The sequence below is a fragment of the Burkholderia pyrrocinia genome (assembly GCF_001028665.1).
In the GTDB taxonomy this organism is placed as follows: Bacteria; Pseudomonadota; Gammaproteobacteria; order Burkholderiales; family Burkholderiaceae; genus Burkholderia; species Burkholderia pyrrocinia.
Genome location: NZ_CP011504.1, coordinates 1,975,203 through 1,987,847, shown reverse-complemented (window position 1 = coordinate 1,987,847; position 12,645 = coordinate 1,975,203). Strand labels below are relative to the sequence as shown.

Here is a 12,645-nt window from a genome sequence, read left to right as displayed (position 1 = left end):
GAAGGGAGGATGCCGATCAGAGGCAGTTCTTGTGGATTACGCCGTCCTGCATGACGAGCTTGATGGCGGTGTCATGCTGGGTCAGCAATGCGATGTCATCGAGCGGGTTGCCGTCGATCAGCAGTAGATCGGCATAAGCCCGCTCCGCGACCTCACCCAGCAGACCCGTGTGATTCAGAATCTCGGCGCCAATCAAAGTCGCCTGCTGAATCGTCTTGGCGTTGCCCAGGACCTTGGCACGCAGGAGTAGTTCTTCGGACTGCATGTAGTGGGTTTCGCCCAGCAGGTCGGAGCCGTAACCCATCTTCACGCCAGCCGTATCCAGCACCTTCAATGCTTCCAAGCCATTGGTGCGTACCCCGGCAATCTTGCGCGTTGACTCCAGCGGCAAGCCGTACTTGTGCCCTTCATTGGCCAATCCCTCGTACGTGATGAGCGTGGGCACCATGTAGACGCCCTTCTCTTTCATCAACTGGGCTGTCGGCTCATCTACCAAGTTGCCGTGCTCGATAGTGCGCACGCCACACTGGACGGCTCGTGTAATGGCCTTGGGTGTATAAGCGTGCGCCATGACATACGTGTTGGCGTTACCCGCCTCTTCCACGATGGCGCGAAGCTCCGCCTCGGAAAAACCCATGTTGTTGATCGGATCATTGGGCGACGCTACCCCACCAGAGGCCATTACCTTGATCTGCGACGCGCCTTTCAGGATTTCCTCGCGGACCGCAAGGCGGCATGCATCGACGCCATCGACCACGCGTGCGATGTTGCCAATCTTGTACGCGCACGCGCAGGGATCTTCGAGGATGTCATTGCGGGCGCGAAAATCGCCATGTCCGCCAGTCTGGGACAACGCCTTTCCGGCGCAGAAGAGGCGTGGCCCAACGATCTGTCTGGTTTTCACGGCCTCAGCGAGTGCCCAGTCGGCACCGCCGGCGTCGCGCACTGCGGTAAAACCGCGATCCAGCATACCCTTCATGATCGGCAGTGATCGAAGCAACGCCAGCGCGTTAGGCATGCGAGCGACCGCTCCCAAGTTGAAAGAGGAAGCCATCACATGCACGTGACAGTCGATCAGTCCAGGCATCAGGGTCATGCCCTTGGCGTCGATTTCCACCGCGCCTTCGAAGAGGAGATCTGCATCACTAATTTTCTCGATGATGCCATCCCGAATCAGGACGGCATGGGTAGAATGCAGCTCAAGGTTTCTCGTATCGAGAACCCTGGAATTTCGGATGAGGATTGGTTGCATATCTCCTGACGCGCGGGCAGCGCGTTTGTCTTTGTCATAACGCACCAGAGAGTAGCGACGGCAAAAACGTGCGTCTGCAAGTTTCTCCGTCAGATCTCCGCCAAATAGTTCTACCTCCATGAGTAGTACTCATACACGCTATGCGCAGACGTTGCCCCACAATCTCGGAGCTGAATTCCTTCATCGTTTCGGCACGGCACCTGTCGTTTTCGATGGCAGCAAAGCAGCTGTTCGTGACGCAGAGTGCAATCAGCAGACATATCGCTGAGCTCGAGGATTACCTCGGACATCCGCTTTTCATTCGATCCCGAAACGGCCTGGCGCTCACCCATATCGGTGAGAACTACCTCAAGCAGGTACGGCCCGCTCTACAGGCGTTGGAAGGCGCCACTACACAGGTGATGTCCACCGCCAGGCATACCCATTTGTTGAATTTGTCTGTCGCGCCCACTTTCGCGGCTAACTGGCTGCTCTCCAGGCTTGAAGCGTTCAGATCGCTCAACCCTGACATCACGATCAACTTCGTGCGCTACACCATCGACAACATGGAGGCCGCGCCTGACCACGACGCGTCGATTCAATACGGCTACGGTGACTGGTCGATTGCCGAGGCTACGTATCTGATCGGCAAGGAAACGAGCGTGGTCTGTTCTCCGGCGTATCGAGACCGGCATGCCATCCAACACGTCAACGACCTGAAAAACTGCACGCTGCTGCAGCACAACGAGATCCCGTCGGCTTGGGAAGACTGGTTTATTGCCTATACGGACGAGCACAAGAGCGCCCGTATCGGCCCTGGTTTCAATCTCTTCACCCTGATCATCCAGGCAGCCATTTCAGGGTTCGGTGTCGCGCTGGTTCCCTCGTGCCTCGTGAGCGAGGCATTGGCGAGCGGGCAGTTGATCGAGCCGTTCGGTCAGCGCTTTGAGAGCCCCCTTGGGTACTACCTCTGCGCGCCTAACTGGCGCAGCAACATGAAGACCTATCAGCGATTCGGCGAGTGGCTGCACCACGAGTGCCGTCACATCGATCAATCCCGGCGAACATTCACTGAAGACGAAAAATCGGAAATGCGGCAATGTCGGTACTGTCAGCAGCGGCAACGCGAAAGCTCGTAGCCCCCGGCTCGTATTGATGCATCACTGCCCTTGTCATCCGCGCTGCCGGGCAGTGCTGGTCACCAGATGTTTATTACACGGACAAACGTCACATCTGACGACCGACATTTCCTACGATATTTTCATCGGCTTCTCCTACTGCAACTCGGAAGAATTCGCTCAAGCCATGTGCCAGAGTGTGTGGATTTCTGGAGAAACATATGGCTCTCTTCGGTGTCGTGATCACCATACTGATGTGGAGTACCTTGGCCGCGAGCGTCGCATCGCTTCACGACATCCCGACGCTGCTCGTAAATGGAATCGCGCTGACGATTGGTGGCCTCATTGGTCTGCCGTGGGCCCGACAATGGCGGATGCCATTCAGCTTGGCGCTGCTTGGGACGGCTTCGATGTTTGGTTACCACGCACTCTATTTCTACGCCCTGCAGATCGGCGAGCCGGTCGGCGTGAGTCTGATTCACTATCTCTGGCCACTGCTCATCGTTCTGTTCACCCCAGCAACACGACGGGCGAACACGTCGCCAATGCGACACCTTCTAGGGATACTTATCGGATTTGGCGGAGCTGCACTTGCTTGCCTCGCCAGCGTGCATCACCCCGCTAGCTCAACTTCAGCATTGGGACTCGCACCGCTAACCATTGCATATGCGCTGGCCCTGCTATCTGCCTTTGCCTGGGCTGGCTATTCACTGCTCGGCCCCCGATACGAATCGGTTTCGAGCCATTCCGTCGGCTTGTTCTGCCTTGTTGCCGGTCTCGCCAGCCTTGCCCTTTTCTCTGTACGGGGTCAATGGCCGAGTCTTTCACTGCAACAGACGGCTTCACTGGCTTACTTGGGCATCGGGCCGATGGGCACCGCGTTCTATCTGTGGGACTACGGGATGAAGCGTTGCGATCCCGGCAAAGTCGCGATGCTCAGCTACTTGACTCCCGTTCTATCGACCATTGTCCTGTGCGCCCAACAGGAACAGCCGGTCACCGCGCTAACGTGGACGGGGGCTGCGCTAGTCACCATTTCCATTGCTATGACCGGCCGGGCCAAATCACGACCCGCGGCAACGGCACAAAGAGTAACCACCGAGTAGGCAGCGTCGGAGATTGTCGTAGCGGTTGTCGTGATGATCCGTCTCGTCGTTCACGCTCGAGCGCGTGTACACACCGCCTCAGCGTAACGTTATAACCGGAAGACCGTGGTCGTATCTTCCAGCGGCCACGCTTTCACATCGAGAAAGGTTCGTCGCTGGAATATCCGGGAGCAAGCTAACGCTGCAGCACGCTCCACTCAACCGGAAAGGCTGACTCTATTTCCTCGGCCTCATCTAGCGCGAAGTCGCGAACGATGAAGACCACCGCATTCTCGAATGCATCTGTCGAAGAAAGTTGGCGTGGCGCCGCGAAGGTCGTGCCGACGCTCTGCAACAGAACCTGATGTGACGGCGTGCCTCCGGGGACGATAGCCTTCATTCTCAATAGCCGATTCCCCATTGTTCCTGCGGCGTTCTCGAGCCAGTCAAGCACATCATGCCAGTCTGGCCATGACGCGATCCGGGCGCGATATACCCGAACACGAGGATGCAGAAGCGCACGCGGTCTTGGCGCACTCTCGTCTATGAGAAGTGGCTCGGTCCCCGTCAGATCGTCCAGATGCCGGAACGACTCGTTCGCACGGGCCGAGAAAGAAAGCTCATTGACGATTCTGGCAAGAGGATTCAGGACTCTTGCCGTATCCGCGGCAAGTAACCGAAGGTGGTGATCAACCAAGTCCGTCTTGGTCAGTACGATAGTGTGTGCCGCGCCAATCTGTGCGATTGCGTCGTTGGCATCATCGGACTCAGCAGGTGGACGTGTGCAATCGTAGGTCGCGACGATATGGACACGTAGGCTCAACGCCGCCAGTTGACTGAGGGCGAGAACGACTTGTCCGGGTTTCGACAAGCCGCTGCATTCAAGCACTATGCGTTCAAATGGCGGAAGCGACGCCAGCTTTCGAGTAGAGACCAAATCGTCGATCGTCGTTACGAGGTCGTCGCTCAAAGAGCAACAAACACACCCGTTACTCAGTGTCGCCAGCGTTGCGCCACGTGCCGATTGCGACAGTATCGCTCCGTCGATGTTAACCGCGCCGACTTCGTTGACGATCACCGCCGTTGCGACGTCGACAGTTTCGCTAGCAAGCAGAGCCTCGATCAGCGACGTCTTGCCACTACCAAGCATGCCGGCCAGAATCACCAATTGAGTCGGCGCACTCATCGCATTCACTCTTCCTGGGCTGTGAATGGCCCCTCGCCGGACGGCCAGGTTTCGGAAACCATCGCTCGGACATCCGAGAGCAGTTCGGCAACATCGAACACCATGCCACCCTTGATCGTGTACCGCAGCGCTCGCTGTTGCTCCAGCTCGCGACGTTCATCGTTCAGCCTCAGTGCACCGGTCCCGTATAGCAGTTTGAAGTCCGACAGCGGGTTCTGGTCATGCACAAGCAAGTCCGCACGCCGTCCGACCTCCAGCGTGCCAGTGTCATCATCGATGCCGAGCAGTTCCGCACCGTGCAAGGTTGCGGAACGCAGCACTTCCAGGGGTGAAAATCCCGCCTCCTGCAGCAACTCGAGTTCACGAACGAAGCCGAATCCGTAGATCTGGAACATGAAGCCCGAATCGCTACCGACGCATACACGACCACCGAGGTTCTTGTAATCGTTCAGGAACGCCATCCAGATACGGAAGCTCTCGCGCCATTCAATCTCGTTCTTGACCGACCATCGATAGAAGTACGCCCCGTGCCCGCCGCGCTGCGGTTGGAAATACTTCCACGTCGTGCTATCCGTGTATGCATCGTGCCATTCAGCTCGTCGCGCACGCATGAGGTCCCGATTGGTGTCATAGACGTTCATCGTCGGCACGAACGTATGACCAACCTCCAGAAATGCCGCGAGAACTTCGTTCCATTTCTGGCTGCCGGGACGAGCGGCTTGCAGGAACGTCTGACCTGCGGTTGCGAATCGGAGATATTCGTCGTTGTAGTTGTACTCGTCACCGAAACCTTGCAGTGTTCGGCCATCGAATAACGCCTCGGGAAGACCGTATGAATGCTCGGTGCTGGTCAACCCCCATCTAGCCGTTCTCAGGGCATTCATCCGCCCCACCGACAGTTGCGCATGGTGGCAGCAGGTTCGCAGCCCGAGCTTCACGCATTCGTCGAGCGCGGCCTGCATGATCGCAGGCGGTGCTCCGAAAAACTTCACCCCCTCAGCCCCCTTGTCCCGTACTTTTCGCAGCCAATCCCGCCCCTCGTCCGGGCGATAGATGGTCTTCAGATAGTCGTTGACAGCCGGGAAATAGACGTACGGATGCAAGCGCGGAGCGGCAATTCGATGCGCCTCTGCCGCGTCTCTTTGCTCGCGCGTCCACGCAAGCCCGTTCATGCAGCCCGCTTCGCGTACGGAGGTGACGCCGTGTGCCAACCACAACTTGTAGATGTAGTCGGCCGGCATCATCTGACCGTTCTCCGCGTGAAACGGAGTTCCGATGTGCGCGTGGCTGTCGACAAAACCTGGCGTGATGAATTTGCCGGTACAGTCGATCTCCGACTCGCAGGCTGCAGGTCGTCGCGCGTCGTTGATCGGCAGACCCGGCACACCTACGGCGACAATTGCGGCAATCCGATCGCCTTCGATAACAATGTCAGCGGGTCCCCACGGGGGTGCGCCGGTTCCGTCAATGACGGTTGCACCACGTAAGACGAGCCGTGCAAACGGCCCGTCGCCGCGGTCCCGTGTCGTTGACGGTTGCAGTTGCCCGAGCCCTTTTCGGCCAAAGCCTGCCACCATCTCCTCACCCACCTCGATGTGGGTACTGGAGGAATCCGTCATGTTGGCTCCCAGTCTCGTATTAGGCAAGGCGCGGCACGCGCGACACGGCGAATCTCCACACGAAACGTGACGTCAGAACACCTTCGTGCCCGGTGCAACATCCCGCTCGGTCGTCAGATAAATGACTGCGCCCTCAGTCTGCTCAACGCCGAGCATCAGTACTTCCGATTTAAAGCCGGCGATTCGACGCGTACCGAGATTGACCGCACAGACGACCGATTTCCCGACGAGTTGCTCCGGCTGATACAGCGCCGTGTACTGAGCACTCGTCGTACGCTCGCCCAGTTCACCGAGATCGATCCAGATCTTGTACGCCGGCTTCTTCGCCTCTTCATTGATTTCGACCCGAACGACCTTGCCGACACGCATGTCGACCTGGTTGAACGCATCATATGCAGAAATTTCACTCATCATTTTTCTCGCTTCGTTTCAGTTACACAAGCGCTCGAAGCAATCGTTACCGACCTCACATAGCGCGCCGCATCTCCCATATCGCCCCAAGCAACGCTGGTCGCCGGTCTGTCCGGGTATGTCTCTCCCGCATCGTTGATCCAGACGTGCTGATATCCCAGTCTGCACGCCAAGCGGTGTGCAGCACCGTCATCGTCGGTCCAAATCCATGCGGATTGCCCCCTTCGGTTGGATGAGGTCATTTCGAGCAACTCGTCAGATTCCGTAAATCTCAACACGGGTAGAAGAGGCCCGGCATGTGCGTCTTCGACTGCCCGCATGCCAGGCCGCACGCGATCGAGGACGGTGGGAGCAAAATAAAGGCCGCCCAGACGCTTACCGCCAGCAACGACAATTGCGCCGTCCGCCACGGAGTCCTCGATCTGCTCCTCGATAATCGTAAGCGTCAGGCTATCGATCAGAGGGCCAATCTTGGTCCGCTCGTCCAACGGATCCCCGCATTTCAGTTCGGACGCACGTGCCGCGATGGCACTCACGAATTGCCTCGCGATGCGTTCGTCGACGTAAATGCGGTTCGCGCTCGTACAGTCCTGGCCAGAATTGCGCATGAACGTGACTTCGATGAGCGCGTCGGCAGCACGCTCAACGTCCGCATCGGCCAACACGATGAATGGCATCTGCCCGTCTACTTCCAGAGATGTGTCTCGACGGACATCGGCACACATACGCGCCAGATGCAGACCGACATCCCGGCTACCGGTAAACGAGACCATCGCAACGCGCGTATCAGCCAGACACACGTCGGTGGCCGCTAACGGATCGTCTGTCGTCAACACCTGCAGGCTTCCGTCAGGACCACCCGCATCGCTCCACAAGCTCGCAATCGTCAATGCGCTCAGCGGCGTACGTGACGACGGCTTCAGAATCACGGGACACCCGGCAACGAGCGCCGGCACGACTCTTCGCACGACGGTCAGCACCGGCTGACACCAGTTGGTAATTGCAACGACCGGGCCGATAGCTCGCAACTGCCGCTTCAGCTGCCATTCGTCGCGATGCTCGATGACTGCCGATACCTTCGACTGGCTGCTCGCCGCCGCGTAACTTTCGATCACGCTAATCGCCGCGCGAACTTCGCGTCGAGCTTCACTGATTGGCTTACCGGTCTCGAGCGTCACGGTGGTCGCGACGCGATCAGCCTCGTGACTCAACTTTGCGGCCCAGGTTCTGAGCAACGCGGTCTTCGTTTTCGAGTCGACATCACGCAAGGCATTTTCGACACTGCACGCCGCCTCTAGCGCGAGGAGTACGTGCTGTCGTCGACATGCCGATACTTGCGCGATGACATGCCCATTGGCGGGGTTCGTGACCTGAAAAGTCGCGGAACCCTGGTCCAGCACACCCGCGAGACGTGCCTGCCATCTGGGGATCACCCCACGGGTGTGCATTTCACGCATGGTTCAGGCAGAACGCTTCGCTGCAGCGACAGCACGCCCGAACATCGCCAGCGCGTCAGCCACATCTTGAGTCGATGTCGTGAGAGGCGCAAGGAAGCGAACCACGTTGCGCTCGACGCCGCACTTGATGATCAGCAGGCCTTCCTCGCGCGCCGCATCGAGAACACGCTGCGTGAGAGCGGCTTCCGGTGCCTTCGTCCGACGGTCGGTCACGAACTCGACCGCCACCATCGCGCCGGTTTGACGCACCTCGCCCATTTCTTCGTGAACCTCGGAGATTTCCAGAAGTCCTTCACGCAGTTGTGCGCCGATCTCCCGGCTGCGCTCCAGCAAGTTTTCACGCTCGAACACGTCCAGTACTGCATTCGCAGCTGCGCAACCAAGCGGATTGCCACCATACGTGCCACCGAGGCCACCGGGCGACGGAGCATCGACGATTTCTGCACGGCCGACGACACCCGAGATCGGCAGACCGCCCGCAAGGCTCTTTGCAACCGTAACGAGGTCCGGCTGGATGCCGGAATGCTGGAAGCCGAACATCTGGCCCGTACGACCGAAGCCGGTTTGAATCTCGTCCGCGATCAGCACGATTCCGTGCTTTTGCGTCAGCGCACGCAGTGCCTGCATGAACTCGGGCGGCGCTGCGAGGAAACCGCCATCACCCTGCACCGGCTCGAGAATGATTGCAGCGACGCGATCCGCTGCAATTTGCGTTGCGAAGATCTGCTCGAGTGCGGCCAGCGCGTCGTCCGACGACACACCGTGATACGCGTTGGGATACGGTGCGTGGTAAACATCCGGCGCAAACGGGCCGAAATTCTGCTTGTACGGTGCGCTCATACCGGTCAGCGTCATACCCATCAGCGTTCGGCCGTGGAAGCCTCCACGGAACGCAATGACGCCGGGTCGGTTCGTGTACCCGCGAGCGATCTTGATAGCGTTCTCGACAGCTTCGGCACCCGTCGTGAAGAACGCAGCCTTGTAGCCCTGGCCCGGAGCAACAAGCTCGGACAGGCGCGCTGCGAGACGAACGTACGGCTCGTAGCCGGCCACCTGGAAACACACGTGCGAAAACGACTCCAGTTGCTGCTGGACCGCGGCAACTACAGCCGGATGATTGTGGCCGACGTTCAGCACGCCGATGCCACCGACGAAATCCAGGTATTTCCGGCCTTCCTCGTCCCACAGGTAAGCGCCAGCCGCACGCCGGGCAAAAATGGGATGCGCGGTTGCCACGCCGCGTGCCACGTACGATTGGCGCATCGCGGCCAGTTCGCTGGTCGCATTCAGTTCTCGACTGCTCATGAGCTTCACCTCCTTGGAATGCGCTCATGGTAGGAAGCCAGAACCCGGACGAATACCTACTAAAAGTAGGAAAATCATTATCCTGCTTCCGTTTTATCGAGCCTTATCCTATCTTCTATACGAAGATAGCCTTCAGACTTCCTCTCTCCTGTGGGTAGTTATGCGATTTGTGGCTAAGTTCAATGACTGTGAACGGGCACGAAACCGCGACCCGCGCCCCGGCTTTATGCCGTCGCCATTAATGCGAATCAGGAGTAATGGAGATGAATACCGTGCAGCTGTCCGCGGTCTACGAAGAGGACCGATCGGCGCGGCGACGCGCCATCGTTGCAACCGTACTTGGCAACGGATTCGAGTGGTTCGATTTCATGGTGTATGGCTTCTTTGCAATTACCATCGCGAAGCTGTTCTTTCCGACCGGAAACGACCTGACGTCGTTGATGCTCTCGGTCGCGACTTTCGGTGTCGGGTTTCTCGTCCGACCATTGGGCGGCATCTTGCTCGGGATCTACGCCGATCGCGCCGGACGCAAGGCAGCACTTTCGCTGACGATTCTGCTGATGTGTGCCGGCACGGCGCTGATTGGTCTTGCGCCGACGTACTCGCAGATCGGTATCGCGGCCCCTTGCCTCATCGTGCTCGCACGGCTGCTGCAGGGGTTCTCCGCCGGCGGCGAGATGGGGACTGCAACCGCCTTTCTCACCGAGCATGCACCACCCGGAAAGAAGGCGTACTACTCGAGCTGGATTCAGACGAGCATCGGCTTCGCCGTCCTGCTTGGCGCTTGCTTCGGCACGGGGCTCACACTCGGCCTGTCGTCGGCGGACGTCGAAAGCTGGGGATGGCGCATTCCGTTTCTGTCGGGTCTCTTGATCGGGCCGATCGGCTTCTTCATCCGGCGGAATCTCGAAGAAACGCCGGTGTTCCTGAACGCGACCGACAAATCGAAGACGCCTCTTTCAGACGTACTGCGGGACTATCCGTGGCAAGCATTTGCCAGCTTTGCAATGGTCGTCCTCTGGACTGTCTGCATCTACGTCATCTTGTTCTACATGCCGACTTTCTCGGTCAAGGTACTGAAGCTGCCGTCATCCGCGTCGTTCATCGCCGCGATGGTGGGCGGCGGAGTCATCACCGTGTGCTCGCCCATCACCGGCTGGTGGTCGGACCTTATCGGAAGAAAGTGGCTGCTCGGTGGGGCGTCTGCTGCCATGCTTGCACTCGCATGGCCGATGTTTGCGATGATCGTGACAGCGCCGTCGCTTGGCACTTTGTGCGTGTTCCAAGCCGTCTTCGGCGTGCTGATCGCGATCTATACCGGCCCGATTCTCGCCGCGCTTGCCGAAACGTTCCCGACCAAGGTTCTGTCGACCGGCCTGTCCATCGCGTACAACCTTGCGGTGATGACGTTCGGTGGATTCGCATCGCTGATCCTGACCTGGTTGATCAGCAAGACGGGAACCGCAATGGCACCCGCGTTCTACGTGATGTTCGCGGCGGGCTTCAGTTTGCTCGGCGTGATCTTTGGCTACCGACAGCCACGCACCACCTGACATCATTCGAAATCGCGGCGCCCCGCCGCGGTACAGCCGGGGAGCCGAGATGAAACTTGATACCGCCATTCGTGAAACCGTACTGCGTGATGCCGACGTCGTCGCCGGTGGGCAGAATCTGCAACGGGAAATCACCTGGGTGCACATGGTCGATCACCCGGACATCGTGAACTGGGTGAAATCCGGCGAACTGCTGCTCTCGACCGGCTACAACTGGCCGCCCGACGAAAACGCGTCGCGCCAGCTTGTTCGAGACCTGAGCGCAATCGGACTCGCCGGCGTTGTGCTTGCCGTGCCGAACTTTCGCGAGCATTTCCCGCCTGAAGCGGTCGAAGAAGCGAACCGCGTCGGGCTGCCGCTTCTGGAGCTTCCATGGGAAATCCAGTTCAGCGACGTCACCCACGAGATCCTTGCCAAGATCATCAATTTCCAGGGTGAGCTCATCGAACGCTCGGAGCAACTGCACCGGGCACTCACCAACGCAGCCGTTTCGGCAACAAGCCTGTCCGATATCGCGCACGCGCTCAGTAATCTACTCGGGCGGCCGGTGACCTTTACCGACCCGGCCGGTCATATGCTTGGCAGCTCGATCGACGACACTGACACAACCGCCGCACTGGAAGCGGAATTCGTCGATGCGGCCCATAGTGACCTGCACTCTCACTACCGCATCCCGGCGACCCGGCCGACAAAGGTCCCATTTCCGGTCACGGATGGCTTTGTGCAACGCCTCTGTCATGCCGTACGCCTTCAAGAGACGGTCGTTGCGCTCATCTGGCTCGATCTCGTTGACGACGGGAACGACGAGCTGGACGTGCGCGCAATCGAACACGCGAGCGTTGTCGCGGCGCTGCACATGATGCACCAGCGGCAGCTCGCTCAACAGGAAGATCGTCTTGGCTATGCTCTCGTCGCAAGCCTGCTTGATGGCGAATTTACCGCGTCTGCAAGTGCGCTCGAGCGTGCTCGGGTATGCGGCTGGAGCGAGGCTGCATCATATCGAGTTGGCCTCGTACTCATTGACGAGCCGATTCCGCTTACGACTGAAGGTCTCGAGCGCCGCGAACGCTGGGTTGACGCGATAAAGCGTCAGTTGCGTGCGAAAGGCATGCCCGAAATGCTTGCAATCTGGTTGAATCAAATTCGATTCATCCTGCCGGCTGACGCATCGATAGAGGCGTTATGGGACGCCGTGACAGACCGACGAGCGGCCATGGCAGTGAGCCGGGTACATAGCGGCGTGCAAGGGATGGCAACTGGCGCGAAAGACGTCGAGGCTCTGGTACCCACCCTGCGGCCGGGCCGGCTACATCACTTCGATGAGATCCTTTTTCCTCGAGCACTCATGGGCGAAGCAGACGCGCGGAACATGCTCGTCGAGCGACTCGTGCTGCCATTGGTGGAAAAGCGTCGAGGCGAATCGCTACTCGATACGTTAGGCGCGCTTTCGGACGAAGGTTTCCAGCTTGCAAATACCGCGAAAGCGCTCGGCATACACATCAGCACGCTGCGGTACAGGGTCGAACGAATCGAAAGCGCACTCAACGTGTCGCTGGAAGATCCTCAGACCCGGTTCAAGCTGCAGTTCGCGATCGCACTGTATCGACTTCGCGAAGAATAGCCTTCGCTTTCCTATTTGATATAGGAAGATTTCGGGGTTACGTGACGCTTTAATACGGA

The 12,645-nt window shown here is 58.8% G+C and carries 10 protein-coding genes; 4 read left to right on the top strand and 6 right to left on the bottom strand.

The features are described from left to right. Window positions 1-16: 16 nt before the first annotated feature. Window positions 17-1,252: a metal-dependent hydrolase family protein gene (locus ABD05_RS25060; protein ID WP_047902711.1), complete on the bottom strand. Its 1,236-nt coding sequence runs from the start codon at window positions 1,250-1,252 to the stop codon at window positions 17-19. 212 nt (window positions 1,253-1,464) lie between these two features. Here ABD05_RS25060 and ABD05_RS25055 point away from each other — a divergent pair, with 212 nt between their 5' ends. Together ABD05_RS25055 and ABD05_RS25050 are read left to right on the top strand one after the other, a co-directional pair. Then, a complete protein-coding gene (locus ABD05_RS25055; protein ID WP_238594121.1) occupies window positions 1,465-2,370 on the top strand; it encodes a LysR substrate-binding domain-containing protein in 906 nt (301 codons plus the stop codon). Window positions 2,371-2,570: 200 nt separating this feature from the next. Then, the gene (locus ABD05_RS25050) at window positions 2,571-3,455 is read left to right on the top strand and encodes a DMT family transporter (protein ID WP_053059974.1); all 885 of its coding nucleotides are present in this window, start codon (window positions 2,571-2,573) and stop codon (window positions 3,453-3,455) included. A 175-nt stretch (window positions 3,456-3,630) separates the two neighbouring features. Here the strand turns inward: ABD05_RS25050 and ABD05_RS25045 are convergent, their stop codons facing one another. The 5 genes from ABD05_RS25045 to gabT all read right to left on the bottom strand — a co-directional run bounded on the left by ABD05_RS25045 (window position 3,631) and on the right by gabT (window position 9,412). After that, window positions 3,631-4,620, bottom strand: coding sequence for a CobW family GTP-binding protein (locus ABD05_RS25045; RefSeq protein ID WP_047902710.1), 990 nt, complete (start codon window positions 4,618-4,620; stop codon window positions 3,631-3,633). Window positions 4,621-4,625: 5 nt separating this feature from the next. After that, window positions 4,626-6,239 (bottom strand): amidohydrolase family protein, encoded by a 1,614-nt coding sequence (locus ABD05_RS25040; protein ID WP_047902709.1) that lies wholly within the window; start codon window positions 6,237-6,239, stop codon window positions 4,626-4,628. 72 nt (window positions 6,240-6,311) lie between these two features. After that, entirely contained in the window at window positions 6,312-6,653 is a 342-nt protein-coding gene (locus ABD05_RS25035) for a tRNA-binding protein (RefSeq protein WP_238594120.1), read from the bottom strand. After that, window positions 6,650-8,107: an aldehyde dehydrogenase family protein gene (locus tag ABD05_RS25030; protein WP_081075842.1), complete on the bottom strand. Its 1,458-nt coding sequence runs from the start codon at window positions 8,105-8,107 to the stop codon at window positions 6,650-6,652. The genes ABD05_RS25035 and ABD05_RS25030 overlap by 4 nt, the downstream gene beginning before the upstream one ends. A 3-nt stretch (window positions 8,108-8,110) precedes the next feature. Continuing rightward, the gene (gene gabT, locus ABD05_RS25025) at window positions 8,111-9,412 is read right to left on the bottom strand and encodes a 4-aminobutyrate--2-oxoglutarate transaminase (RefSeq protein WP_047902708.1); all 1,302 of its coding nucleotides are present in this window, start codon (window positions 9,410-9,412) and stop codon (window positions 8,111-8,113) included. Window positions 9,413-9,669: 257 nt separating this feature from the next. Here gabT and ABD05_RS25020 point away from each other — a divergent pair, with 257 nt between their 5' ends. Then, window positions 9,670-10,965 carry an MFS transporter gene (locus ABD05_RS25020; RefSeq protein ID WP_420796362.1) on the top strand — a complete coding sequence of 432 codons (1,296 nt, stop codon included), beginning with the start codon at window positions 9,670-9,672 and terminating at the stop codon, window positions 10,963-10,965. 49 nt (window positions 10,966-11,014) lie between these two features. After that, on the top strand, window positions 11,015-12,586 hold the full coding sequence (locus ABD05_RS25015; protein ID WP_047902707.1) for a PucR family transcriptional regulator: 1,572 nt from the start codon (window positions 11,015-11,017) through the stop codon (window positions 12,584-12,586). Window positions 12,587-12,645 lie beyond the last annotated feature (59 nt).

Excerpts from the sequence above, each read along its gene's own strand:
- gabT (WP_047902708.1), bottom strand. The coding sequence starts at position 9,412 with ATGAGCAGTCGAGAACTGAATGCGACCAGCGAACTGGCCGCGATGCGC.
- ABD05_RS25060 (WP_047902711.1), bottom strand. The coding sequence starts at position 1,252 with ATGCAACCAATCCTCATCCGAAATTCCAGGGTTCTCGATACGAGAAAC.
- ABD05_RS25050 (WP_053059974.1), top strand. The coding sequence starts at position 2,571 with ATGGCTCTCTTCGGTGTCGTGATCACCATACTGATGTGGAGTACCTTG.
- ABD05_RS25035 (WP_238594120.1), bottom strand. The coding sequence starts at position 6,653 with ATGATGAGTGAAATTTCTGCATATGATGCGTTCAACCAGGTCGACATG.
- ABD05_RS25020 (WP_420796362.1), top strand. The coding sequence starts at position 9,670 with ATGGAGATGAATACCGTGCAGCTGTCCGCGGTCTACGAAGAGGACCGA.
- ABD05_RS25055 (WP_238594121.1), top strand. The coding sequence starts at position 1,465 with ATGGCAGCAAAGCAGCTGTTCGTGACGCAGAGTGCAATCAGCAGACAT.
- ABD05_RS25030 (WP_081075842.1), bottom strand. The coding sequence starts at position 8,107 with ATGCGTGAAATGCACACCCGTGGGGTGATCCCCAGATGGCAGGCACGT.
- ABD05_RS25040 (WP_047902709.1), bottom strand. The coding sequence starts at position 6,239 with ATGACGGATTCCTCCAGTACCCACATCGAGGTGGGTGAGGAGATGGTG.
- ABD05_RS25045 (WP_047902710.1), bottom strand. The coding sequence starts at position 4,620 with ATGAGTGCGCCGACTCAATTGGTGATTCTGGCCGGCATGCTTGGTAGT.
- ABD05_RS25015 (WP_047902707.1), top strand. The coding sequence starts at position 11,015 with ATGAAACTTGATACCGCCATTCGTGAAACCGTACTGCGTGATGCCGAC.